Source organism: Candidatus Acididesulfobacter guangdongensis, from assembly GCA_004195045.1.
GTDB classification, from domain to species: domain Bacteria; phylum SZUA-79; class SZUA-79; order Acidulodesulfobacterales; family Acidulodesulfobacteraceae; genus Acididesulfobacter; species Acididesulfobacter guangdongensis.
The window spans coordinates 350,818-375,796 of the sequence record SGBC01000003.1 but is presented as its reverse complement, the minus strand read 5'-3'; the positions used below and the strand labels follow the sequence as shown (position 1 = coordinate 375,796).

Here is a 24,979-nt window from a genome sequence, read left to right as displayed (position 1 = left end):
GAGTTTTAACGTTTTAATGTTTTAATGTTTTATAATGTAGTGTTATCGTAAAAATTTAAATTCGGATTATTGCTATTCTGTTCCATAAGTGAAGCGCCAATGTGCTCTTTTTTTATTTCCGAGGCGGATTTAGACAATTCAAGCTGCTTAAGCTGACTTTCAATATACCCCATATTTTTCAAATCAGCCGCATTTTCCTCAGCTATTAATGTCAGCACTGAACTCTGATAAGTGTAGTAATTGCTGCTATTTCCCAGAGCACCTCCTGCAATTTCGTTTTCAAATGCACTCCCTTCCAATTCGGCTTTGTGCGCTCTTGCGGATGATATACCGGCATTATAAATATCTGACGCGGCGACATTACTTTCAAACCCGTTTACATAATCCATACAATTTTGAGCCTCAGCTGCGCCGTCATTAGAACTGCCGGAAGTGCTTCCGCTATCCGTTAAATCCGGCTGACAATTATAATTTATAGAATTAACGGGTACTGCAGCGGTTATGCCGTTAGAATTTAATATTAATGAATTTGCGAGGCTCTGAGCTTTTCCGGCTAAGTCTTCTTTGCTCTGGGATTCTCCAGAAACTATTTGCTGTATGCCGCCGTAAGAAGTGTTCTGTAATGAATTAAACGCGCTATTTTCTGAATTGATATTATCTTCTATTGAAGCGGCTGGTTCAGTATTAACCGAAACGTCATTTGATGTTAATCCCTGAGGTATCCGGCTAAATGCGCTTTTAATTTGACTGTTTAAGCTATTTAAATTATTAATAGTGTTTTGAACGGAGTCTGTAATATGCGTTAATTTATCATAATTTATAATGATATTCTGCTCTGCTTCCTGCATTTCAGATTCTGCAGCCGTAAGCGATTCAAATGATTGCAGCGCCTGCCCTATACCTATTCCTGGAGTTGCAACCGGCATACCTGCAGATTGCGCGGAAGACGCGGCGTTTCCGACTGTTGTCATCACCCCTGAGGCAGCTGAAGCAACTGAATTAATCTGACTTGTGATTAAATTCATATCAGGCAGTGGCAAACCTAATGCATATGCTGTCTGAACACAGATATACCCCGACAGAATAATAGCGGAGGCTGATAATATAATTTTTTTAGAATTTAATTTAAAATTTTTAAAATTTCCGTTGAAAATTTTCTTATGGTTTATGAACTCTGTAAACATAAATTGATACCTCCAAATTTATTTTAAACCGTACGGACCGTTAGGATATTCCAATGCTAAAATTTCAAGTCTTTCTCTTAAAGTTTTGTCCGGATATTTGACGGCTATTTTATTTTCCAGTTCTTCATCTTCCGATGATTTACAGTATAGCCAGTATTCAAAAGGGTCAGGCTTATTCATAATAACCGCCGCATCTTTTCCAAACTTTAAAAAATATTCGGCATAATGCCCTTTAATCACTTTTAAATTTTTTACTGTTTCAATTTCTTTTTTGCTTAATCCGCAAATCCTTAAATCATCAGGGGAAACTTCTGCATCAAGCTGACAGAAGATTTTAACGGTAGAATTTTCAATTATACTTTTCCCTGCGTTTCCGGTCTTTAAAAGATCTGACGGTTCCTGAGTTATACTCCATACCAATGATCCCCATTTTGCCGAAGTTTTATATAAATGCATAATTAACTCAGCTATTTTAGGGTCATTCATAAATTCCCAGCATTCGTCATAAAAGAAAAATACCCTGGCCTTTTTGTCGTACATCTTTTTGAAAGATAAATTTTTGATTACGGCAAAGACTATTTTCTGCAAATCTTCATGTCCTTTCAATTTTTGCAGGTCAAAAATAACTATTTTATTATCTATGTTTAGACCGCCTTTTCTGTTTAGCAGAATACTATACGGAGAACTTATATCCGTCCATTGAAAAAGGTTTTTGCCCATTTCCATAGCCCTTCTTTTGTCTTCGGCATCTCTTGCCTCATTGTAATTAAATAAAACATTATTAATATCGGAAATAATCGGCATGTCATTTTCATCTTTAATATAATCGTATGATGCCTGTATTGCCCTTGCTATAATAGTTTTATCATTCGGCGACAGGCTTCTGTCCGGTTCTGCCATGATACCTATTATGCCTATTAAAAAAACCATGATATCCGGGTTAAATATTTCTTCCCCGTTAATATATTTAATAACATACTTTTTTGGAGGAAAAGGGTTTAAAGAGTATGTGCCGTCCATATCAATTTCAAAATAATCTCCGTCAAAGAGCCTGCAAAATTTTCTGTATGTTCCTCCTATATCAACCCCGATAATATGATAATTATCGCCTGATAAAAAAAAGTTAGATAAAAATCCATTCAGCATAAACCCCTTGCCGCTTCTTGTTTTTCCAAAGATAACGCCATGTTTTGACGGCAATTTGTTATTATACAAATCTAACTTAATCGGCTCCGACCTGTTATTTTTTAACGGTATGGAGCAATTTTCAGTTCCTCCGAATCCTTTATGCAGCGGAAAAAATGAAGCCGCGGCGGGAGAAAGCAGAGTTTTAAATCTTCTGTTAAAAAAAGACTGCCCCGGAAAAAATGATAAAAATAAATTATGATGCTCCATATTGTCTATTATTCCTTCCATAAAATTAAAATCTTTAAACGATTGCAGGATTTTCAAAGACATATAGTCTAATTCCCGTAAACTTTTGGATTTTATTCTGGCGCATAAAGATATATTAACGGCTTTTTTCTGGAGTTTTGATATTTCAGCTAAAAACTCATCCATCTGGGATGTTATGTTTGTTCCTTTATGGTCAACATAGCCGCCGTTGACTGCATCCGTCAAACTTGCTTTGATATTTCTTTCAGACTGAATTTTATTAATTATTTTTTCCTGCTCTGGGATATTAAAAGAGACCTGAATATCGTACGGAAAAAATTTTTTTACATCGTTTGATTCTAAATTAAGTATTTTTGCTATGCCGAATGAATCCGTCTGCGATGGAAGCTTATGCATATTAATAAACTTAAAGTAAAAGCCGTCAACATAAAAATATTCTTTATTTATTTCTGCAGGTGAAAATATCAGAGAACTTCTGAATGTGGCTTCGTTTAATATATTGTTATAAAACGGAGCGTCAATATGCCTGGCTCTTTGCGGATTAAGTTCGCTGTAAAAGTAATCAACCAGTTCCTGATTAGACATTCTTTTTATTTTTATATTTAACCTTGCAGAAAAAAAACTTAAATTATTTTCAACATTTTCCATTTTTTTTAACATATACTCAAACTCCTTCTCTGCCTGGGCTCTGGAGTTTTTATTAAGCGCATCTTTTGGTTTAATCGTCAATAAATTGGCTGCAAATTGAGCTAATCTTGAAAATAAATTTATATTATTAACAGTGCCAGGTTTGAAACCTGATATTGTGCAAAAAAGAAATATATCTATTTTTTTAATCAATTCTGTATGCAGGGATTTAATCTTTTTTTCTTTTATAAATAAATATTTTTCCGGCGGATGTGAATTATTTATATAATTTGATATAAAATTTTCGTCAGAATCTGATATTTTATATATCCATTGAAGAGAGATATCTTCGTTTAATAAATTTAATAAAATGTCGTTAATATAGGCAGTATCATTAATTATTCCGTCGTTTGCGAGAAAATAATCAAATCCCTGTACGGCGAACCCGACGGTCAATGAACCGTCTATGCCTACAACAGTATCTTTAAATATGCTTAATAGATTGATATAATTATTTAAAGAATCAGATTGGTTTTGTTTTTTTAAAATATTATTTATTAACATATTTTATGATTATATCTATCAATTTAATAAAGAATCTGATTTATTTTGTTTTTTTAAAATATTATTTATTAACATATTTTATGATTATATCTATCAAGTATATATTGAAGGCTGCCTGCTAACTTAGTTATTTTTTTGTTTAAACTTTTTATAAGTTCTTATATTTTTATATTATTAATCTTTTATTTAAATTTTTTATTTAACAAGCCGTAACTTTCAATAATATTTTTTGTATCTGTAATATCGCGCTGCGGTTCCAGAACAAATAATTTTTTTGTCATAAAAAAATAATTTATTAGTGTAGTTGTATATAAATCAGGTTTACCTTTTTTATATTTTTTAAGAAAAATAAATATTAAAAGGTCTAATATAATAGCTGCAAGAATTTCTTTCTTGAGCAGTAATATAATGCCCATGGTCAGAAAAATATATAATCCCCAGTCATATAGCTCTAAACCTAATTTTGTTACTTTTTCGTGAATGCCTCTATGTATTTTAAAAACTGTAAAACCCATTTGTATTTATTTTTTTTTAATAGAATTTAATAAAATTTAAATTAAAAAAATTAAAACTAGAAATTTATTTACATAATTTGATTCTAAATTTATTATTTTTATTATACTTAAAGAATCTTTTGCATTGGATTCTGCTTACTGATTATATATAAGTCTGTTAAATTAAGGCTGTCCAACTGTGCTTGCGCCGTTTCCCGCGCCAATAGTTATCCCGTTTGCAGCTCCTCCGGCATTTTGGACAATGCCCAGAACGGCGCTTGTAATTGTGGGAGCCAGCATAACGCCTGTTCCTGCAGCCGCCGTTATAAAAGCTTTTCTCGCCGCATCCGGTTTATGCTGTTTTATATCATAAAACCCTTTAATTAGTCCCAAAGTTAAAGTTGCAGGGGCTAATCTATAGCATATCCATGTCGTTGCCTCGTTTAATATTCCTGAAGCTCCGATACCCAGCGAACCTTGATTTAAATTTATATAAGAATAGGCTGGTGAAGCAATTGATAAAATAGAAACTGAAAATAAAAACGTTAAAAAAAATATTTTTTTGAATCTATAATAATAAGTAAAAGAATTAAAGGAATTAAAGAAATTAAAGAAATAAGCAATAGTATTCTTATTTTTATTCTTATTTTTATTCTTAATTTTAAATGTTCTTCTTAAAATCGGATTGCCGATTATAAAGCTGTTTAATTTATAAATAAATTGTTCTTCGAATAATCCCGATATAATTCCCGATTCCAAGCTGATTGACAATCGATTATACAAATTGATTATTTTCATTTTTTTTAGCCTCCCGCAATTTATCTGATTGTTATTTGATTTATATGAATTTTTTTTGTTTTCATAATATAAATTTATATCATTTAAATATTGCAACATTATGTCGTTTCTGTTTCAATTTTATTATTTAAATATTAAAATTATATTTCAATAACACTGTATCTTTTTAATATTGTTAATAAATTATAATATTAAATACAAATTTTTCTTTTTTATTTTATTTTTTTATTTCAAACTGTCATAAAATTGTAATATTAAAATGATATTATTTAATTCTTCCAAAAAATTTATTAAGTAAAATATGACAAAAGGAGAAGCCATGAAAAATCAAAAAAAAAGGAAACAAAAAAAGGGAGAGCGCAAGAGCTATCAGCAATTTATTGATGAAATATATAAGAAATTGCAGGAAAAAAAAGAAATTGAAGAATTATACAAACGTGTTATAATATTTAAAGCAAGCGATGTGCTTGAAGAATTGAGAATCAGAAAAAAAAATACGGAGGCATTAGAAAAATATAATGGAAAACCCGACAGGCGATAACAATAGCTGCGTTGAAAAGGACGGTCAAAACGGTTCAGATAATAAAAACATAGATACAATATTTGATGAAATAAAATCCTACATTAACGATACGAAAGACTACGGTCTGAATGAAAACAAGAGAGATGAAGCGTCGAGTATTATCTCTTTTACGGGAATGATTTTAGATGAATTGTCTAACTCAATAAAAAAGGCAAAGTTGTCTGATTTTAATCTTGAAAAAATTTCCAATGAAGATTTAGATATAAAATTATCAAATTTATTAAGGCAGCTTAAACCTTATTATTTTGAAAAGGAAACTAGTGTGATGTTGGACGGACTGGCAGATTATTGCAATGATGTATTTATGGAACTCATGGCAGGACATTCCTGCGCGGTGCCTGAAAAACATTAATAAAATATATTCATTCAATAAACGCCGGCAGCAGCAATCACGTTATGTATATTAGCCGGCGGATAGTTATCTTATTTTTTGTATTTGCGGCTGCGGTCATATGCGCTTTATGTATATTAGCCGGCGGACAATTGTCTCAGCTGAATGCGATATATTAAAATAAAAATTGCAAAAAAAATTGCACTTTTTCAAAAATAGAAACACAACATCTTAAAACAAAAAAGGTCAGGTTTATTTTTTTCTAATAAATATAAAATATAAAAACATTCTTACCACTGGTATTTAAATCTGTAGGAAAAAACCAAACTGACCTTTATTAAAATAAGCACATAGTCTATATCTATATAAATAAATAGCTTATAATGTGTTTTTTTTGCGAAATTATGCTTTGCCTGCGCATCCCAAAATATTCATTCTTTCTTTTATTATATCTGTAACATATTCCATTGCCGGACCGAAAATTTTTCTAGGGTCTATCTGAGACTTATCAGTCGATATGCTTTCCCTCACCTTTGCCAGAAAAGATATCCTTAAATCAGTATCGGTATTTACTTTATTTATGCCATATTTAATTGCTTCTTTTAAAACATCGAAAGGAACGCCTTTTGCTCCTTTTAAATCTCCGCCGAATTCCTCAAATTTTTTAGAAGCTCTTTCCGGGACAGATGAAGCGCCGTGCAAAACAAGAGGAATACCGGTAAGTTCTTTTACTTTTTTTAATCTTTCAAAGTCTAATTTTGCCTCACCTTTAAATTTAAATGCTCCATGTGATGTTCCTATTGCCGGAGCAAGAAAGTCAATTCCTGAAGATTCAACAAAATCTTTAGCTTCGTCAGGATTAATCAAAACAGCGTCTCTTTCTGCAACGGAAACATTATCTTCAATACCTTTTAATCTTCCAAGCTCCGCTTCTACCGAAATTCCGAGCGGTTTGCAAACGCTGACGACCTGCTTTGTTATTTTCAGGTTTTCTTCAAACGGATAATGTGAAGCGTCAATCATAACCGAAGTGAAGCCTGCTTTAATCGCAACTAAAACGGAATTAAGATTAGAACCGTGGTCTAAATGAAGGGCAACAGGTATTTTAGTCTTGTCCGCCAGCGTTTTTGTCATAGCATAAAGCATTTCAGCTCCTGCATATTTAATAGCTCCTTCGCTCGCAGCAATTATAATAGGCGACTTTTCAGATTCCGCCGCAGAAAAAATAGCCTTTAAAAATTCCATGTCATTAATATTGAAAGCTCCTACGGCGTAATTTCTTTTATTTGCGTCATCAAGTATTTCTTTAGCCGATACTAAAGGCATATTACCTCCCGTTAATATAATTAGTTAATTTAGATAAGTTTTATTCATAAATCTAATAAATTTAGATTTTTCATGTGTATGTTGTATTGCATCTGTCAATATGCCGAAAACTTTTTTGCCGCCGTTATTAACATATGTATTATTATATCACAAGTGCAAGTGAAATCTATAATCCTTAATCCTGCAATAGAAAATATTTATGCATTTCTTTGCTCGGTTAAGCAAAATATTAGGAAAAGGTGTCAGATTTTATTTTTTTTGCATATGGAATAGTTCAATTAACAAAGAAAATATTTGCAAAAAAAATTAATCTGACACCTTTTCCAATCTGACACCTTTTCCGCTATATCGGCAACGTTAGTTAAATGCTTTGCAATATTTTTAATTATATCATATTTTTTATCTTTAATTTTTGAAAATTTCGCCTAATCTATTCTGGCAATCAAAATACTTAACAGTTTTCTCTTTTTCTTCCACTTCTTTTATATCATCTGCAATATCGCCGTCTATTAGATTATATTTGTTTACGCCGGTTAAATAAAACTCTGCAATTTTATTGTGAAGTTCATCCTGTTTATCATCACGCATCGCAGTCCTGCCATATTTTACATATCTTCTTTGGTCAAGTATCCATGAGTTATAATTATCCCTCATATTACAGTCTAAAATTGTCATTAATTTTTCTTTTGCTTCTGTATCTTGTATTTCTAATAACAATTCAATTCTTTTGTCCATATTTCTTTCCATCCAGTCAGCGGTAGAAATAAATGTTTTTTCTTCTCCTCCCGCATAAAAATATAATATCCTGGGGTGTTCAAGGAACCTACCTACCATGCTTTTTACGATTATATTTTCGCTGATGTCTTTTATGCCCGGCACCAAGCAGCAAATGCCGCGTATGACCATAATTATTTTTACGCCCGCCTTTGATGCCTCATATAATTTCAATATAATTTTTTTATCTGTAAGAGCATTGACCTTAACAACTATTTTTGCATTTAACCCTTTATGTGCATTAATAATTTCTCCGTCGATTAATTCAATTAATCTGTTTCTTATCATCCCGGGAGAAACAGTGATTCTTTTATAATTTCCAAATTCCGAATATCCCATTAAACTATTAAATAAGTTAGTAATATCCGAACCTATCTGTTCGTCTGCCGTTAAATAATCTACATCTGTGTAAATATTAGCGGTTATTTCATTGTAATTTCCGGTAGAAATATGACAGTATCTGACAATTTTTTTATTTTCTTTTCTTACTATTAATAAATTTTTAGTATGCAGTTTTAATTCAAGAAACCCGTATGTTACTATACATCCTGCATCTTCCAGAACTTTTGACCATTCAATATTTTTTTCCTCGTCAAATCTGGCTTTAAGTTCAATTATAATGCTTACCTGTTTCCCTTTTTTAGCCGCATTTATAAGACTTTTTATAATGGAGGAATCTTTATTTGTACGGTAAAGCGTCATCTTAATAGCAATTACGTTAATATCATCCGATGCAATTTCAACTAATTTTGAAATAATACTGAAGCTATTGTATGGTCTGTATAAAATAATATCTTTATTTTTAATTCTTTTAAAAATAGAAGAATTAAGATGGATATCCGAAGGAAAATATTGTTTAAAAGGTTTATATAAAAATTGCTTTCTGTTTATATTTAATTCGCTCAGGCAGCTTAAATCAATCGTATATTTTATATTTAATACGTCTATATCGCTAAAATCTAATTTTGATTTAAGGAATGACATAGCGTTTGAATCTAAAACGGAATTGGTTTCAACCCTGACAACATCTCCTTTTTTCCTTTTAGAAAGTTCAAATTCTATAGTTTCTAACAGGTCTTCGGCATCCTCCGCTATATCAAAATCAGCATTTCTGGTAATTCTCATAGTATTAGCATTTTGAATTGTATAACTGCTGAATATCCTGTTTATGAACTTAAGTATAATATTTTCGGCAAATATTATGTATAATGTATTATTATAATTAATTTTATATATTCTCTTTAAATTTTCCAATACAATTATTGCGTAATACTTATTTCCTCCTTTGTGCAGTTCTGCAAATATACTGACTAATTTATTAGATACAAACGGGAATGGTTTCGCCGGTCCTATAATTACAGGTGAAATTGCGGGCATTATCTCCTGCAGCCATATTTCTTCCGCTAAATCAATTATGTCTGAACCAATTTCATCTGGCGTCAAAATAAAAACAATTTTTTTAGATTTAAAAGTTTTTACTAATTTCAAAAATATATTCTGCTGTTTGTCTATAAGCTGCTGCGCTAATATATTAATAAGCTTAAGCAATTCCGGCGGAGCAGGTTCATTAACAACAATACTTTTTAAAACAGCATACCCTGCGTCTATAACCTCTTTAACGCCTGCAACCCTTATCATGTAGAATTCGTCAAGATTTGATGAAAAAATTGATAAAAATTTTAATCTTTCCAATAAGGGGACATTTTGACTATCAGCTTTAGATAATACTCTTTCGTTAAAATAAAGCCAGCTGATTTCCCTATTTACAAAAGGATAGTTATTAAGATTTAAAGATTCAGATGATTTTTTTTGCAAATTTGAATTTACTTTCGACATAAAATTTATTTTTTAGAATAAAATATCTGTTTCAAATTCAATATTTACGCCGAAAGTCAGCTTAAACAAATTGCTTTTCTGATAAAACGAAAGATATTCTAAATAAGGATATTTTTTAGCCAGTGATTTTATTATAATACAATTTGAATCGATTGTTACACTAAAATCGTCTATAAACTGGCTATGGCTTGCGTCCATAGAATCGGCTATTCTTAAAATACTTGCCAGCTTATATATGATTAATTTTTTTTCAATTGAAAAGTTAGAAAGCAGATTATTCGTATTATCTGCGTTGACTATGCCTATAGCTCTTGAATCCCAGTAATAATCACCGAAATTATAGCCGAAATTATTTTTATAATTTTGATGATAGTTAGTATTATTATTCTTATTATTAACGCTTCTATTATTGCAAATATTAACGTTATTAACATGTTGATTTTGATTCTGGATATTGTTGTTAAACTGATTATCTAAAACCGGCTTTTTATAGTCATTTTGATTTTTATTTTTAGCGCCTGTTAATTTGTCTGTTAAATAATTATTGCCGTCATGCTCTGCGTTCTGATAGATTTCTTGCTTTTCTCTATGCATCAGCACTATCAAAGCCGTCATATCGATAAACTCTTTTGATATGCCGGGAAAATCTATCGTTTTAATGATATTAAAAGAATGCTGCTCATGATTTTTTGCTTCAATTATATAGCCTATGTCATGCAGAACGGCAGCCGCCTCTAACAGCTTTCTTTCTTTTTGTTTTAAAGAATGAATTGTTTTAAGATTATCAAATAGTTTTAATGCAAATTTTGTTACAATTTTTGAATGATTTTTATCATACGAATATTTTTCGCCGATATGATACAGCGTGTTTTTAAATCTATTGTATAAATCAGGGTCTTTTATCGTTTTAGAATAAAATAAAGACATAGAATAGGGGAAAGTATTTCTTGTAAACAAAAATTTCTTTACTTTTGCAAAATCCATTATTTTTAAATAAGTTATTAATGTAGGTATCAGTATTTCAACCTGCTGCTCTCTTAATTTAAATTTTTCGGTTATTTCATAAAAATTAAGCTCTTTTATCTGACTGTATGCAGCTTCTAAATCTTTTCTGTCTATCGAATCCTTTTTAGGTTTGAGCATATCGGTAAGAACTGCTATGGAGCTGCCTGAACTTATCATATGCCGGATGCTTATTTTTTTAACGCTGATATTTTTCAGTGTCAGCACCATTTTGTTAATATCCTGTTCATAAGCCTTATGCTGTTTTTGATAAGGAACATCTTTAAAAATCTGCGTAAGCCTCAGATTGCCGTACGGAAAGGCTTCTGAAAGCATAAGCTTATCTTTTTTCAGAATATTTATAAATATATTTCCGCTTGAAATATTCGTAAATAAGATGCCGTCTTCTTCATAAGCCGATATTTTAGGTATAGCCTGTTTGACGCCGAGGTATTTTAGGTATATCTCGTCGGACGGTTCAAGGATTTCTAATTCTATACCGGTATTATTTTTGATATAGTCAATAAAAAAATATTTATTTAAGGCTTCCCTGACGCCGCTTGTACAGAGGGCTTTATAGCTTTTCCATAAATCGTATTCGTCAAGTTTTTTAGCGAATCCTTCCAGAATTTTAACAGATTTGTATATATTATCTAAGGAAATATAACCGTGCGAAAATGTATCTTTGCCGAGAGGGAGCGATTTTACAAGATATTCTATCGTCCTTTCCTTTTTACCGGAATATTCGCTTATATGCATCCTAAATGCGCTTGTGCTTATATTTATAATTGCAAAATTTTTAATTTTTATTTTACTGTTACCTCCTTCTTAGCTATAAATTCCAGAAAATTTTTTTTATCCATTGCACTTTGAATTTCTAAAGAAAGGTCGGCATCTTTTGAATTAGATTTTAACATAATTTTAATTGAATCGTCGTCAATTTTCACATCAATATCTTTAACAGCCGATTTATGAGAATTATCGAGCGCATCTGCTATTCTGAGAATTGCCGAGAGTTTTTGAACAAGTTCCTGATTTTTGCTTGAAAGTTCCGCATAGCATTTCTGGCTCTTTTTCGGAAAACTCTTTCTATGATAGCGTGCAATATTAGCTATTATTTTAATTTCATTAGAACTGTATCCTATAAAATCAGAATTTTTTATTAGATAATATGAATGTTTATGATGGTCGTAATAAGAAATATAACTGCCCACATCATGCAGAAGCGAAGCCGCCTCCAAAAGTTTATAATCTTCCTCATTTAATTTTAAAATATCTTTTAATTTTATAAAAAGTATTTTAGCAATTTTTTCTGTCCGACGCGCGTGTTCTTCTTCAAAGAAAAATTTAGAGCCTATTTCTAAGATGCGTGAAAGTCTTACGTCGGCATTTTCCTGAAAATGCATCCTTATACCGTGATTATTTAACGTATCGATAGTCAAACCGTTTTTGAGTCCGCCTTTAATAGTAAAAAAACCGTCGCAATTTGTTTTATCTAACAACATCTCCGCAATTAAAGCTGCAGGCTGTATTATATCGGTTCTCTGAGTATCTATTCCTTTAATGTTATTTCTTTCCTCAAATGTTTTATCTTTAAGCTCATTTAAAAAAAATTCAATAAATTTTTTATCGACAAAATTTACGTTTTCGTCTCTTAAATGCTCTCTTTTATTGTATATAGACGCAATATTAGTTATAGTTCCGCCTGTAAAAATTAAAGTATCTATATCTTTATTTATTTTTTTATAAATACCCGCATCTTTGAGCGTTTTTTCAATATGTTTCATTAATTTTTCAATTTCGTTGTTTTTCGGAGGATTGTTTTTTAAAAAATCATTTTTTAATCTTAGCATGCCCAGAGGAATACTGTGCAAGTCGGTTATTTCACCTTCTTTAGATATAATAAGTTCCAAAGTGCCGCCGCCTATATCTACCGTAAGAGCGTTTAATTTGCTCATCTGAAAATTAGCAGAAGCATAAAGGTCAACAATTCTGGCTTCTTCATTTCCGTCAATAACTTCTATATCGATGTCAAATTTGTCTTTTGCCATATTAACAACATCTTTGCTGTTTGAGGCATCCCTGAAAGGAGCCGTAGCTACGGCTCTTATATACGGTTTTTCTTTCTTGTCGGTTTTTTTACCTATTAAAACTTTCATTTTTTCTAAAACGGTCATAATTGATTGAATTGTAGATTCCGAAATAATCCCTGTTTTAAAAACATCTTCGCCTATTCTTATAGTTTCTTTATAATCTTCTATAATATCGTAAGATTTTCCTTTAATTTCTGAAATCTGCAGACTGATTGAATTGCTTCCGATATCAATTACCGCTAAATTTTTCATGAGAATCCTCGTTAATTTTTAATTATGATTTATTTTTCATGATTTTTATATTAATTTTTATATTTAAACATATTTAATGTTACAACGGTGTTACAATTTTATTACATTTTTGTTACATTGCAGGATAGACATAGACAGATAAAATATTCACTGTGCTACTACTTTACAAGTTCTTTACGAATAAGCAGTAATTCGGCGCGACGTTCTTCGCTTACTTCAGGATAAGACATTTTCAGTCCTTTCATAGTATCAAGAAGTGTTTGGGATACAATAAGTCTTGCCGTGTGTTTATCATCGGCGGGAACAATATACCATGGCGATTTTTTTGTGCTGGTATTACTGAGACATTCTTCATAGGCATTCATGTAGGAATCCCAAAACTTGCGCTCTTTGATATCTGCCATACTAAATTTCCAGTTTTTATCCGGTTCGTCAATTCGCGCCAGAAAACGTTTGCGCTGCTCTTCTTTAGATAAATGAAGAAAAAATTTTATAATATGCGTACCGTTGGCGTAAAGATGTTTTTCCATGTCATTTATTGAACGATAGCGTTCATGCCATATTTTAGCATAGTTTTTAGAACTGTTAGAACCATCAGAAATTGCCTCATTGATTAGCATATCCGGATGCACGCGTACTATTAAAACTTCCTCGTAATAAGACCGGTTGAAAATACCTATGCGTCCGCGTTCTGGTAAATTACGCGTAGTGCGCCAGAGAAAATCATGCTGCAGTTCCGACGCGCTTGGAGATTTAAAACTGAAAACCTGGCATCCTTGCGGATTGATTCCAGACATTACATGTTTTATAGCACCGTCTTTGCCTGCAGCATCCATAGCTTGAAAAATCAATAATATTGCATGCTTTCCGCGTGCATAGTGAAGCTGCTGCAGTTCGCTCAGCTGCAATACGTGGTCTTCCAGCAGTTTTTTGTATTTTTTATTGGATTTATACGGAGGTTCAATATAAGAAGACCATTTTGACAGGTCAACTTTATCACCCTCCTTTACCAAAAAATCTTCTGATTTTATTTTCATTTAATTTAATTAAATTAGTTTTTATTTAAATTTAGATAAACTATGCGGCAGGACAGGAAATACTAAAACTTACATATAAATATTGCGAATATTTTAAAACGTTTTTTGATAACTTTGAGACAAAAGGCTAAAATAGAACTTATTCATTTGCAGCTTTATTGCGATATTCTCTATCCCTGAATCCCATGTGGACTAGTATATCGTAATAGTCTGTCTATTCTATCCGTTAAAGCTTTATTGTTTTCATCTATTCTATTTGAAAGTTTAGTGTCTAATTGACTAATCTTTTTGTCCGTATGAACATAGACCCCGATAACAAAGCCAAGCATAACTAAAAGTATGCCTAAATTTATATAGCCTATCATAATACCCCTTATACCATCAATTAAATTAATCCTTTATTAAGTTATACAACCGTTCTTTAAAATAATAAATGATTTTTTATATCCTTAATCATGCAATAGAAAAAAATAATCTTCAAGTTTGACTTTTTACAGCCATTTTTTTATTTTATTTCGTCAAACGTTGTACATCTTCCTATTAAGGCTTATTTATTACGGTATTGGCGGAAGCGTATGGGAATCGAACCCACCCCGCCCTTATTGGGGGCGACGACTGATTTGAAGTCAACGAGGGGCACCAGCCCTCTATCCGCTTCCTGATACTTTGCAAAATATTTTTTGTAAACCATAACACTCATCATATTATCTATACACCGCAACTCTACTCTTTACCTCTGACTATTCTGCGGTCCCGGTCCTGGCGGTGGAGGCGGTCCCATTGGAGGAGCCGGAGGCGGCCCAAAAGGCTGCGGTCCCGGTCCTGAAGGAGGCGGCGGTCCCATCGGAGGAGCCGGAGGTCCCGGAGGCGGTCCAAAAGGCTGCGGTCCTGGTCCTGGCGGTGGAGGCGGAGGTCCCGGAGGCGGTCCAAAAGGCTGCGGTCCTGGTCCTGGCGGTGGAGGCGGAGGCATTGCAGGAGGACCCGGCGGCATTACAGGAGGACCTGAAACTAATGGTCCAGGCAGCATATAGGTATAAGAAGGCGAAAGCGGATACCACGGACCTGTCGGATATAAGCCGTAATACCAATTATCAGCCGCCCACATATAAAACATACCATTAGCGCTATAAATATAATTTTGATAGGATGGAGAAAAAAAAGCATTAACCCCGCTTCCTATACTGAAATTTATATTCGGTGTGCTTATGTTAAACATAAATCCGTCGGCATAGACCTTCCTCAACATATTGTTATTAAACAAAACAAAAGAACACAATATAAAACCGATAGACAAGTAAAATAAAAAATTTTTCTTTAAATATAAATATAAAATTTTTAAAATTTTATCTTCCTCCTTTTCTTAAAACCAATAAAATAATAAGATTCTGCAGAATACTACAAATTATATTGCAGATATAAATATTATACTTCACCATGGCAATAAAAGCAACTGTAGCTGCGTTAAAATGTATATTAATTTACGCAAAAGTCAATTGCTGTTTGTGAACCACATATTAATAAGTCAATAAGCTTCTTAGTTAAACGACAGGATACTTTTTAGTAGATAGATATTGCTATTCTATACGATTTAAAATAATAAAATTTTAAAAAAAACGCAAATTGTGTTATAATATAAATACAATAAAAATTAATTATTAATATTAATTAACAAATTACATATGGAACGCTGGACTCTGGGCGGCGATAGCTCTTCGGACATTAATAAAAATAAAAAAAAAGACGATGAAGACATTAATTTTATATTAGACGGTTTTAACGATAATGATAATATTAATGAACAAAATAGCGGAATGAAACAATCGTCAACTCCGAACGGCAATAAATCCCAAAAAAAAAATTATAGCGGAGATAAAAAGGCTAAACGTTCGCCAAGCCAAAAAATATTGTACGTTTTTTTATTTATAGCGGCTGTTATTTCCATATATTATGTTATTAAAACATTTTATCCAAACAACGATATACATATAAAAATTTTTAATTTGAAAACAAAACTTTACAGATCTAAAGTACTGCCTGAAAATAATCTGTTAATAACCGGATTTTTGTCAAATAATAACAAATTTCCGATAGGATTTGTAAAATTAAAATGCAACCTTTACAGCTCTAAAAATATAATTTTAGCGACAAAGTACGTCTATGCAGGAAATTTCATAAATCTCAGCAAATTAAAAACCATGTCTAACACATCAATTAATAGGGCATTTCAGAATAAAAACGGAAAAAGTATGTCCGATTTAGAAATAGTGCCGCAGCACCCTATAAAATTTATGGTTGTTTTTCTTAATGTGCCGACTGACACTAAAAATTTTTCAATAACCGTCAGCCATTTTTATGCTATCAAGAAAAAATAAAACAGAAAAAAACAGAAAAAATAAAATAATTTGCAGTATTTAATTTGTACAGTATTCAATCAGTGCGGAGCAGTTTTACGCTTTTTTTACTTTGACGCTTCGTTTAGACGAAATTTTTTTTGAAGCTGTTTTTTTTGTTAATTTTTGAGGGTTACTCGTTATCTTTTTAACCTGCCGTTTAGAAGGCTCCGGAGTCACATCTATCTCATCCTGTCCTGACGCGCTTCTTTTAAAATTTTTTATCGCTTTTCCTATACCGCTTCCTAATTCAGGCAATTTGCCTACTCCAAACACTAAAACCACAACTAATAACAATACAAAAATAGCAATAGGAGAAAAACCAAACATTTTTTATACCTCCATTTCCATAATAAATAGCATATTATTCGATATGTTTTACACCCGATTATTAACTATTATAAATATCATTCAATATTATAGCAATTCTTCTCCAGCCTTAAAAGGCGGAAATACTTTTACTGGGTTTTTGATAAATTCAACTCTTCGCAATTTATAACTAAAATTAATAAAATTTAAAACTGCTGTTTGTTTTTAAATAATGCTAATAAGACGATCAGATATACAGCAAGGATAGCATTCCATTGCTTTATATATTATTATTATTTTATCTGAAATAAAGATATCATAATAGCCATAAACTGGCGGAGAGGGAGGGATTCGAACCCTCGATAGACTCACATCTATACATGATTTCCAATCATGCTCCTTCGGCCTCTCGGACACCTCTCCTTATAAAAACTATTTGTTTCCCTACGGATATTATATATAGTATTTTATTTATTGCTAATATTCTTACAGTGGTGAATCATCGCAATGGAACATCTTTAATAGATTAACATTTATTAATAACCAATTTCAAGTTTATTTTTATTTCTTAATCATGTAATAGAAAATATTTATGCATTTCTTTGCTTGGTTAAGCAAAACATAAGGAAAAGGTGTCAAATTTTATTTTTTTGAGTATGAAGTAGTTCAATTAACAAAGAAAATATTTGCAAAAAAATTAATCTGACACCTTTTCCGAGCAGATAACCTTCTATTGCAGGATTAAGGTTATTTATTTTTACATTAAATTTTTTGTTAACATTTAAAACACTCGACTAAATTTTCTTATTTTTAAAAAAAGAAAAAAAGGGAAGACAAAAGTTATTGATAATTATTATTAAAATATTTATTGACATTATTTATATTTATTGCTAGATTATAGATATGTATTCTTTTTCTCCATTTTTCCCGCATTATTAAATAAATTATTTTATTTAATAATGCGGGTTTCTATTTTAGCTTATTAATAAATAAATCAAAACACCATAAGCACAAGGCAAGCACAATATTATAGAATTTCCATTTTAGCTTATTAATAAACAAATTTATTCTCATAGTCTTATATTAATAGTCTTATATTGATAGTTTTATATTGATAGTTTTATATTAATAGTCTTATATTTAATCAATATTTCCTTAGGCAATAAATTTAAATAATAATGGATAGAATTATTAATAATACAGATGTCTTAAATAAATTAGTTGCCGAACTGAAAGATAAATCAAAAAAAATAGTTTTTACCAACGGATGTTTTGATATTATTCATGCGGGACATGTCGCATATCTCAATGAAGCAAAACAATTAGGCGATATTCTGATAGTCGGTATCAATAGCGATTCATCCGTCAAGAAACTCAAAGGAAACAGCAGACCTATAGTTACTGAAGATGACAGGTCCTATATAATTGCAAATTTAAAACCTGTTGATTTTGTCGTCATATTCAGCGATGATACACCGTACAATTTAATCAACGAAATAAAACCAGATTACTTAGTAAAAGGTTCAGACTACAAAAATCAAGAAATAGCAGGGTCGGATATAGTCAAATCATATGGAGGACAAGTAGTCCTTATAGATTATGTCAATGGAAAATCTACTACCAATATAATTAATAATATAAAAAGCGCTATCCTCTCGCCGTAATTATTTTAATTATAAAAGTTATCATAATTAAAGATATGAAAATGTAAGGAAGCAAAACGATAATAATTGATTTTGCAGTAGAAATATCATCAGTTTTTTTAATACCTATCGCTGTAAGAGCAAAAAACCATGATAAAATTATATTATACCCGAATATCGGCATTATCGAAAAAATATTAACGCCCGCAGTGTAGCAAATTATCCTGAACGTATATCTAAAATGTTTTTTACCGCCGAACAGAAGGATAAAACCATGCAGAATAACACCCAACAGCAATAAAAATAAGCTATATAAAATTCCAAAAAATATTAATAATATTAAAATTCCAAAAATTATAAATAAAGTAATAGTATCTTTATGCGCAAATAATAATGGAATTTTCGGCAAAAAAGAATAATTTGAATAAAAACCGATTTTAAAAAAAAATATTTCCCAAAAAAACGAGAATACAAGATTAATGTATCCGAAAATAACCGCATAAAAATACGGATGCAGCACATTATCGCTTGACGTTATCTCTCCAAAAAAAATTTCAGGAGAAAAAAGAGATTTTCTCCATGTAAGAAAAAAAGCCTTCAGAAATCCTTTTTCTTTGATTTTATCAAAATCTATCATGAATTTTTCCTTATATAGTATTAAAAATAAATATATTTACAGCAAAACTACCCTTACTTATTTATTCTTGAAGCCGGTTAAATATTTTCTTTAATTAATTTATAATTAATGCTGTCTGCTAAAGCTTGATAGCTCGCCTCTATAATATTTTCAGATACTCCGATAGTCGTCCATTTTGAAGCTTTATCGGAAGATTCTATAAGAACCCTCACAAAAGAACCTGTCCCTGATTTCATATTGCGTCCGTTTATTACCCTGACCTTAAAATCAGACAGCTTCATTTCATTCAGCACAGGATAAAATCTTAACAAAGATTTTCTCAAAGCATTATCCAAAGCATTGACAGGACCGCTTCCAATAGCAGCTGTATGCTCAATTTTTCCGTTAATATTAAGTGTGACGGCTGCTTCGCTTAAGATGTTATAGCTATTTTCACTGTATTCGGCAGCGTTTTCTAATGAACTCTTCTCAATTACAACCTTAAATGATATTAGCTTAAAATAATTATTATATTTTTCAGACGAATATTTATTAAGAAGCATCTTAAATGAACCGTCGGCGCTTTCAAAATTAAATCCGTTATCTTCCATTTCTTTAATTTTATTAAGCAGTGCTTTTTCCTGTTCTTCATTTATACGGCTTAAATCAAAACCGAGTTCTTTTGCTTTAGCCTCTATATTTCCCTTGCCGGAAAGATCGGATATTAAAAATCTGCGTGCATTGCCGATCGACGACGGTTCTATATGCTCATAAGACGACGGGTTTTTAAGAACAGCGTTTGCGTGTACTCCTGCCTTATGAGCAAATGCGCTTTCTCCGACATAAGGTTTATTTTTAACAGGAATATTATTAGATATCTCATCTATAAGATGAGATACTTTGGTTAGGTCTTTTAATTTATTCTCAGGAATACAATTTAGCCCTAATTTTAATGCAAGATTTGGTATTATAGACGATAAATTTGCATTCCCTGTTCGTTCTCCATAACCGTTTATTGTTCCCTGCACATGGCTGACACCGCATAAAACTGCCGAAAGAGTATTGGCTACGGCGCAATCCGTGTCATTATGCGCATGAATTCCTAATCTATTAACATCAATATTATAAAAATCGGATAGTTTGTTGATTATATTTAAAATTTCATGCGGCAGCGTACCTCCGTTAGTATCGCAGAGCACAACCTTTTCCGCTCCTGAAGACAATGCCGATTGAATAGTTTTAACTGAATATTCTTCATTATTTTTAAAACCGTCAAAAAAATGTTCTGCATCAAAAAAAACGATTTTCCCGTTTTGCTTTAAAAAATCTATGGAGTCAGCAATTAATTCTAAATTTTCTTCACATGAAGCTTTTAGAATTTCTTTAACATGTAAATCCCATGATTTACCAAAAATAGTTACGTATTCAATATCTAAATCGGATAATGTCAAAAGACCGGCATCGGAAGATGCTTTGCAATTTTTCTTTTTAGTGCTGCCAAAAGCGGTTATTTTAGAATTTATATATTTTTTCTTTGACGACAATTCAAAAAATTTATTATCTTTCTGGTTTGATAAAGGATAGCCGCCCTCTATAAATTGCACCCCAAGCTCATCGAGAATATCAGCTATCATTAATTTATCGTCTAAAGAAAGAGAAAAACCTTCGCCCTGCGTTCCGTCTCTCAGGGTCGTATCGTAGATTTCGATATTTTTATTGGCATTATTATTTTTCAAAATTTTTTCCAGGTTATCAATTCTATAAGTTAATTAATTAATTAATTATGATTAATATTATATATTATTGCTATTAAAATTTATTCTATTGTTTAATTTACTGTTTTCTGTATATATGTGCAAACAAAAGAGATAAAAAAATATTAAAATTTATTTTATTGCTTAATTTATTATTCTAGTTATAGTTTTAGTTATAGTTCACAATTTATTATTTATTCCGAGGTTAAAAGTCTCATGTAATATCCTCGTTGCAAGTTCTGCGTATTTTAATTCTACTATACATGATATTTTAATTTCAGAAGTAGAAATCATCATTATGTTGATATTTTCTTTAGAAAGAGCGGAAAACATAGTAGATGCCGTTCCGAAATGATTTCTCATTCCAACCCCTATAACGGATATTTTAGCAATTTTATCATCCGATATCACCTCTTTCGCATTAAGTTTAATAGCTATATTCTGAGTAATTTCCAAGGCTTTTTTGAGGTCTTTTTTAGTAACGGTAAATGTTAAATCCGTTAATCCTTCAACCGAAATATTCTGAATTATCATATCCACTACCAGACCTGCATCGGCAATACTTGAAAATATAGCCGCTGCGATACCTGGTTTATCGGGAATACCTCTGATAGATAACTTTGCTTCATCTTTATCGCAAGCAACGCTTGAAACCTGCAATTCTTCCATACTATCCTCTTTACTTGAAAATTTAATTTGCGTCCCAGGTCCGTCAACGAAAGTTGATTTTACAAATAGATTTACTTTATATTTCATTGCAAACTCAACCGAGCGAATTTGCAGAACTTTAGCGCCTAAACTGGACATTTCAATCATTTCATCAAAATAAACCACATCTAACCTTCTTGCTTCAGGAACAATAGAAGGGTCAGAAGTATAAACGCCTTCCACATCTGTAAAAATATCGCATCGTTCCGCATTTAAAGCGGCTGCAATCGCAACTGCAGTAGTATCTGAACCGCCTCTTCCGAGGGTTGTTATGCATCCGTAATCATCAATCCCCTGAAAACCGGCGACCACGACTATATTGTTATTCTCTAATTGTTTTTTTATATTTTCGGCGTCAATAGAAAAAATTCTTGCATTGCCGTAAGTCCCGTCCGTCTTTATTTTTACCTGATGTGCAAGCATGGGAACAGCTTTATACCCTTCGTTATTCAAAGCTATTGACAGCAATCCTGCGCTAACCTGCTCTCCTGTGGATATTACCATATCAGTCGCTAAATTATTATGGGTTCCGCCAATTTCAAGAGCAAGATTCAACAGTCTGTTTGTTTCGCCGCTCATCGCGCTGACAACTACAACAACGTCATTATTATTGTTTTTTTCACAGATTACGCGAGACGCAACTTGTCTTATCCGTTCCACGTTCCCCATTGAAGTTCCGCCGAATTTTTGCACTATAAGGGACATAAATAAACCTCTTATTTTTTGAACATTCTGGGATTATATTTATGAATAGCTTCTCCTATTGAATCTAACACTGCCTCGGGAACTATCTCGGATAATGTCGGATGAGAATGGATGGTAAACTCCGCATCATTTATAGTTCCGTTAAAATGCATTATAGCGGTAATTTCAGCTGCCAATTCCGGCATATCTGCCCCGATTCCCGTAGCACCTATAATCCTGCCTGTTTCTTCCTCCGTCAGCACTTTCAAAAAACCTTCTTTTTCTTCCATAGCAAGAGCCATACCGTTAGCTGCATAAGAAAAACGACCGACTCTATACTTTATATTTTCTAATCCTTTATCGCCTTCTTTTAGTCCTACAGTGCCTATAGGCGGACTGACATAAATAGACCACGGCAACGCGGAATAGTTTTTTTCAATCTTTCTGCCGGCAATATTTTCAGAAGCGATAACGCCGTCGTAAGACGCCTTATGTGCCAGCATAGGACCGTCTATAACATCGCCGCAGGCATAAATACCCGGAATATTTGTCTCATTGTGCGCATCAGTTTTTATTTTACCTTTGGCATCTAATTCTACGCCTATTTCTTTTAAACCTAAACTGCCGGTATTCAGATTTCTTCCTATAGAAACTAATACTTTTTCAGCTTCAATATTTTCGCCGGTTTTTAACGAAACAACGGCTCCCCTGCCGCCGGCCGATATATCGGCAACTTCGACGGAAGTCCTTATTTCAATATTTTTTGATGTAAGTATTTTATGCGTGAATTTAGAAATTTCTTTATCTTCGGTGCTCAATATAGACGGTAACAGTTCAAGCATGGTAACTTTAGAATTAAATTCATTAAAAATATTTGCAAATTCACACCCTATAACTCCTGCTCCGATAATGGCGATATCCTCAGGCACCGATTTAATATTTAATATTTCGTCGGATGTTATAATATTTTCGTGGTCAATATGAAATGCAGGAATCATTGCAGGAGACGAACCTGTTGCAATGATAATATTTGAAGCCGCTATTTCTATTTCGCTATTATCATTATTTTCTTTAATTTTAATTACCGCTGCAATATTGTCTTTTTTAACAGGAGCCGATACTATAAAAGCAGTTCCGTTAAAAACGTTGACATTTCTGGCTTTGAGAAGTTTGCCGACCCCCCCTACTAATGTAGAAACTACTTCATCTTTATAATTTATTATATCTTCATAATTGTAATTATACTTATCGATATGAAAACCGCTCACGCCGGATTTCAGACTGCTTAAAAATTTAGCTTTTGAATATAATACCTTAGTTGGTATACACCCCCTGTTTAAACATGTTCCGCCCAGCTTATCTTTTTCAATTATAGCGACTTTCATACCGTTAAGAGCCGATTTTAAAGCTGCGACATAGCCCGCAGGTCCTCCGCCTATAACGCAAATATCAAAATTGTCCATAATATTCATTCCTCTCTTTGTTTATTTATTTATTGCTGACTACTTATTGTTAATAATTAATTAATAATTTATTTCTTTATTTATTTCTTTATTCATTTCTTAATTTATTAGTTAATTTTTAATTATTTTTTTTTCGATAATTATCTCTCTGTATAAATTTTCTGCCGTAAACTCATTATCTGCTTCATTGACAGCTATATTCACTTCAAAATAATAATTTTTTATAATATTTATATAATCAAATCCTATTTTATCTCCCCATTCCGCTATTGTAATGGAATCAGATGATAAAGAATCAAAAAAACCCGAATTTTCAAGGTCGTATAAATTTTTTAATCTATAAAAATCAAAATGGTCGATGACAATCTCTTTGTTGCTTTTATCTATACCGCAAAAGTATCTGTTCATCAAGCTAAAAGTGGGACTGGTTACGATATTGCCGCTATCTTTGACATGGCAAAAATACTTAGTCATACCGGAAACAAATTTTGTTTTTCCTGCCCCAAGTCTTCCTTTTAAAAGAATAAAATCTCCGCACGACACCATACTTCCAAATTCTTCCGCTATTTGTTCCGTTTCGGCAGGCAATTTTGATACATATTTAAACGGCAAATTCATTTTTTATTTTCATCCGTCATAGATTTTATAATATCAAATCTTGAAACTATTCCTTTTAATTTATCATTGTCGTCAACGACCGGTATTGAATAAAATTTTTTTTCGGTGATTATACTTGCGATATCATATATAGATTCATTTTCTTTTATGGACAGAACTTTTTTCGTCATAATATCTTTCACTTTTGAAGCGGTTATTTTATTTAAATCTTCTTTAAAATGTTTAGAGCTCTGAAGATAAAAAACACTGTCAAATATACTAAAAACAGTAGGTATATGAAGACTCGCGTCTTGATAGACAAGGTCTGTTTCCGACACTATGCCTATAAGCTTGCCTTCATCATCTACTACCGGCACAGAATTAATTTTTTTTTCTATAAATATTTTAGATAAAGTTTTTATATCGGTATCTTCCTTAACTGTCACTAAATCCGTACTCATTATATCTTTAGCGGTAATCATAAGAATTTCGCTCCATAAATTGTTTATTAAATTTATA

Annotated in this window: 20 protein-coding genes, 1 tRNA gene and 1 pseudogene; 4 read left to right on the top strand and 18 right to left on the bottom strand. The window is 31.9% G+C overall.

From position 1 onward, the window contains the following. Window positions 1-29: 29 nt before the first annotated feature. The 4 genes from EVJ46_08050 to EVJ46_08035 all read right to left on the bottom strand — a co-directional run bounded on the left by EVJ46_08050 (window position 30) and on the right by EVJ46_08035 (window position 5,062). Entirely contained in the window at window positions 30-1,184 is a 1,155-nt protein-coding gene (locus EVJ46_08050) for a hypothetical protein (GenBank protein RZD16130.1), read from the bottom strand. 18 nt (window positions 1,185-1,202) lie between these two features. Then, window positions 1,203-3,770 carry a hypothetical protein gene (locus EVJ46_08045; protein RZD16129.1) on the bottom strand — a complete coding sequence of 856 codons (2,568 nt, stop codon included), beginning with the start codon at window positions 3,768-3,770 and terminating at the stop codon, window positions 1,203-1,205. Window positions 3,771-3,952: 182 nt separating this feature from the next. Further along, a complete protein-coding gene (locus tag EVJ46_08040) occupies window positions 3,953-4,285 on the bottom strand; it encodes a hypothetical protein (protein RZD16128.1) in 333 nt (110 codons plus the stop codon). A gap of 162 nt (window positions 4,286-4,447) precedes the next feature. After that, window positions 4,448-5,062 carry a hypothetical protein gene (locus EVJ46_08035; protein ID RZD16127.1) on the bottom strand — a complete coding sequence of 205 codons (615 nt, stop codon included), beginning with the start codon at window positions 5,060-5,062 and terminating at the stop codon, window positions 4,448-4,450. Window positions 5,063-5,381: 319 nt separating this feature from the next. On the opposite strand from EVJ46_08035, the gene EVJ46_08030 reads away from it, so the two are divergent. After that, window positions 5,382-5,603, top strand: coding sequence for a hypothetical protein (locus EVJ46_08030; protein RZD16126.1), 222 nt, complete (start codon window positions 5,382-5,384; stop codon window positions 5,601-5,603). Further along, entirely contained in the window at window positions 5,581-5,997 is a 417-nt protein-coding gene (locus tag EVJ46_08025; protein RZD16125.1) for a hypothetical protein, read from the top strand. The genes EVJ46_08030 and EVJ46_08025 overlap by 23 nt, the downstream gene beginning before the upstream one ends. Window positions 5,998-6,378: 381 nt before the next feature. On the opposite strand, the gene fba is transcribed toward EVJ46_08025, so the two are convergent. The 6 genes and pseudogenes from fba to EVJ46_07995 all read right to left on the bottom strand — a co-directional run bounded on the left by fba (window position 6,379) and on the right by EVJ46_07995 (window position 15,221). Then, window positions 6,379-7,302, bottom strand: coding sequence for a class II fructose-1,6-bisphosphate aldolase (gene fba, locus EVJ46_08020; protein RZD16124.1), 924 nt, complete (start codon window positions 7,300-7,302; stop codon window positions 6,379-6,381). Between the two features lie 405 nt (window positions 7,303-7,707). Next, a complete protein-coding gene (gene ppk1, locus EVJ46_08015; protein RZD16123.1) occupies window positions 7,708-9,912 on the bottom strand; it encodes a polyphosphate kinase 1 in 2,205 nt (734 codons plus the stop codon). Window positions 9,913-9,924: 12 nt separating this feature from the next. After that, window positions 9,925-11,673, bottom strand: coding sequence for an HD domain-containing protein (locus tag EVJ46_08010; protein RZD16122.1), 1,749 nt, complete (start codon window positions 11,671-11,673; stop codon window positions 9,925-9,927). Window positions 11,674-11,720: 47 nt separating this feature from the next. Then, a complete protein-coding gene (locus EVJ46_08005) occupies window positions 11,721-13,259 on the bottom strand; it encodes a Ppx/GppA family phosphatase (GenBank protein RZD16121.1) in 1,539 nt (512 codons plus the stop codon). A 158-nt stretch (window positions 13,260-13,417) separates the two neighbouring features. After that, window positions 13,418-14,296 (bottom strand): polyphosphate kinase 2 family protein, encoded by an 879-nt coding sequence (locus EVJ46_08000; GenBank protein RZD16120.1) that lies wholly within the window; start codon window positions 14,294-14,296, stop codon window positions 13,418-13,420. Window positions 14,297-15,149: 853 nt separating this feature from the next. Continuing rightward, window positions 15,150-15,221: pseudogene (locus EVJ46_07995) on the bottom strand (DUF4190 domain-containing protein). A 754-nt stretch (window positions 15,222-15,975) separates the two neighbouring features. Here EVJ46_07995 and EVJ46_07990 point away from each other — a divergent pair. After that, entirely contained in the window at window positions 15,976-16,668 is a 693-nt protein-coding gene (locus EVJ46_07990; protein ID RZD16119.1) for a DUF3426 domain-containing protein, read from the top strand. 75 nt (window positions 16,669-16,743) lie between these two features. On the opposite strand, the gene tatA is transcribed toward EVJ46_07990, so the two are convergent. Then, the gene (gene tatA / locus EVJ46_07985; GenBank protein RZD16118.1) at window positions 16,744-17,016 is read right to left on the bottom strand and encodes a twin-arginine translocase TatA/TatE family subunit; all 273 of its coding nucleotides are present in this window, start codon (window positions 17,014-17,016) and stop codon (window positions 16,744-16,746) included. Between the two features lie 312 nt (window positions 17,017-17,328). Further along, window positions 17,329-17,418: transfer RNA gene (locus EVJ46_07980), tRNA-Ser, on the bottom strand. A 755-nt stretch (window positions 17,419-18,173) separates the two neighbouring features. Between EVJ46_07980 and rfaE2 the strand changes: the two genes are divergently transcribed. Beyond that, complete coding sequence (gene rfaE2 / locus EVJ46_07975) at window positions 18,174-18,659, top strand: D-glycero-beta-D-manno-heptose 1-phosphate adenylyltransferase (GenBank protein ID RZD16117.1); 486 nt, start codon at window positions 18,174-18,176, stop codon at window positions 18,657-18,659. Here rfaE2 and EVJ46_07970 read toward each other — a convergent pair. From EVJ46_07970 to EVJ46_07945, 6 genes are all read right to left on the bottom strand, one after another. Next, on the bottom strand, window positions 18,643-19,275 hold the full coding sequence (locus tag EVJ46_07970) for a hypothetical protein (protein ID RZD16116.1): 633 nt from the start codon (window positions 19,273-19,275) through the stop codon (window positions 18,643-18,645). The two genes, rfaE2 and EVJ46_07970, sit on opposite strands and share 17 nt — an antisense overlap. Before the next feature lie 77 nt (window positions 19,276-19,352). Then, on the bottom strand, window positions 19,353-20,990 hold the full coding sequence (locus EVJ46_07965; GenBank protein ID RZD16115.1) for a citramalate synthase: 1,638 nt from the start codon (window positions 20,988-20,990) through the stop codon (window positions 19,353-19,355). Between the two features lie 198 nt (window positions 20,991-21,188). Beyond that, the gene (locus EVJ46_07960) at window positions 21,189-22,421 is read right to left on the bottom strand and encodes an aspartate kinase (GenBank protein RZD16114.1); all 1,233 of its coding nucleotides are present in this window, start codon (window positions 22,419-22,421) and stop codon (window positions 21,189-21,191) included. 11 nt (window positions 22,422-22,432) lie between these two features. After that, complete coding sequence (lpdA, locus tag EVJ46_07955; protein ID RZD16113.1) at window positions 22,433-23,872, bottom strand: dihydrolipoyl dehydrogenase; 1,440 nt, start codon at window positions 23,870-23,872, stop codon at window positions 22,433-22,435. Window positions 23,873-23,974: 102 nt separating this feature from the next. Next, a complete protein-coding gene (tsaE, locus tag EVJ46_07950; GenBank protein RZD16112.1) occupies window positions 23,975-24,481 on the bottom strand; it encodes a tRNA (adenosine(37)-N6)-threonylcarbamoyltransferase complex ATPase subunit type 1 TsaE in 507 nt (168 codons plus the stop codon). Further along, window positions 24,478-24,942 carry a CBS domain-containing protein gene (locus tag EVJ46_07945; protein RZD16111.1) on the bottom strand — a complete coding sequence of 155 codons (465 nt, stop codon included), beginning with the start codon at window positions 24,940-24,942 and terminating at the stop codon, window positions 24,478-24,480. Before EVJ46_07945 ends, tsaE begins: the two co-directional genes overlap by 4 nt. Window positions 24,943-24,979: the final 37 nt, after the last annotated feature.

Bases quoted from the DNA above. Each gene is read 5' to 3' on its own strand.
- EVJ46_08050 (RZD16130.1), bottom strand. From the start codon at position 1,184: ATGTTTACAGAGTTCATAAACCATAAGAAAATTTTCAACGGAAATTTT.
- EVJ46_08045 (RZD16129.1), bottom strand. From the start codon at position 3,770: ATGTTAATAAATAATATTTTAAAAAAACAAAACCAATCTGATTCTTTA.
- EVJ46_08040 (RZD16128.1), bottom strand. From the start codon at position 4,285: ATGGGTTTTACAGTTTTTAAAATACATAGAGGCATTCACGAAAAAGTA.
- EVJ46_08035 (RZD16127.1), bottom strand. From the start codon at position 5,062: ATGAAAATAATCAATTTGTATAATCGATTGTCAATCAGCTTGGAATCG.
- EVJ46_08030 (RZD16126.1), top strand. From the start codon at position 5,382: ATGAAAAATCAAAAAAAAAGGAAACAAAAAAAGGGAGAGCGCAAGAGC.
- EVJ46_08025 (RZD16125.1), top strand. From the start codon at position 5,581: ATGGAAAACCCGACAGGCGATAACAATAGCTGCGTTGAAAAGGACGGT.
- fba (RZD16124.1), bottom strand. From the start codon at position 7,302: ATGCCTTTAGTATCGGCTAAAGAAATACTTGATGACGCAAATAAAAGA.
- ppk1 (RZD16123.1), bottom strand. From the start codon at position 9,912: ATGTCGAAAGTAAATTCAAATTTGCAAAAAAAATCATCTGAATCTTTA.
- EVJ46_08010 (RZD16122.1), bottom strand. From the start codon at position 11,673: ATGCATATAAGCGAATATTCCGGTAAAAAGGAAAGGACGATAGAATAT.
- EVJ46_08005 (RZD16121.1), bottom strand. From the start codon at position 13,259: ATGAAAAATTTAGCGGTAATTGATATCGGAAGCAATTCAATCAGTCTG.
- EVJ46_08000 (RZD16120.1), bottom strand. From the start codon at position 14,296: ATGAAAATAAAATCAGAAGATTTTTTGGTAAAGGAGGGTGATAAAGTT.
- EVJ46_07990 (RZD16119.1), top strand. From the start codon at position 15,976: ATGGAACGCTGGACTCTGGGCGGCGATAGCTCTTCGGACATTAATAAA.
- tatA (RZD16118.1), bottom strand. From the start codon at position 17,016: ATGTTTGGTTTTTCTCCTATTGCTATTTTTGTATTGTTATTAGTTGTG.
- rfaE2 (RZD16117.1), top strand. From the start codon at position 18,174: ATGGATAGAATTATTAATAATACAGATGTCTTAAATAAATTAGTTGCC.
- EVJ46_07970 (RZD16116.1), bottom strand. From the start codon at position 19,275: ATGATAGATTTTGATAAAATCAAAGAAAAAGGATTTCTGAAGGCTTTT.
- EVJ46_07960 (RZD16114.1), bottom strand. From the start codon at position 22,421: ATGTCCCTTATAGTGCAAAAATTCGGCGGAACTTCAATGGGGAACGTG.
- lpdA (RZD16113.1), bottom strand. From the start codon at position 23,872: ATGAATATTATGGACAATTTTGATATTTGCGTTATAGGCGGAGGACCT.
- tsaE (RZD16112.1), bottom strand. From the start codon at position 24,481: ATGAATTTGCCGTTTAAATATGTATCAAAATTGCCTGCCGAAACGGAA.
- EVJ46_07945 (RZD16111.1), bottom strand. From the start codon at position 24,942: ATGATTACCGCTAAAGATATAATGAGTACGGATTTAGTGACAGTTAAG.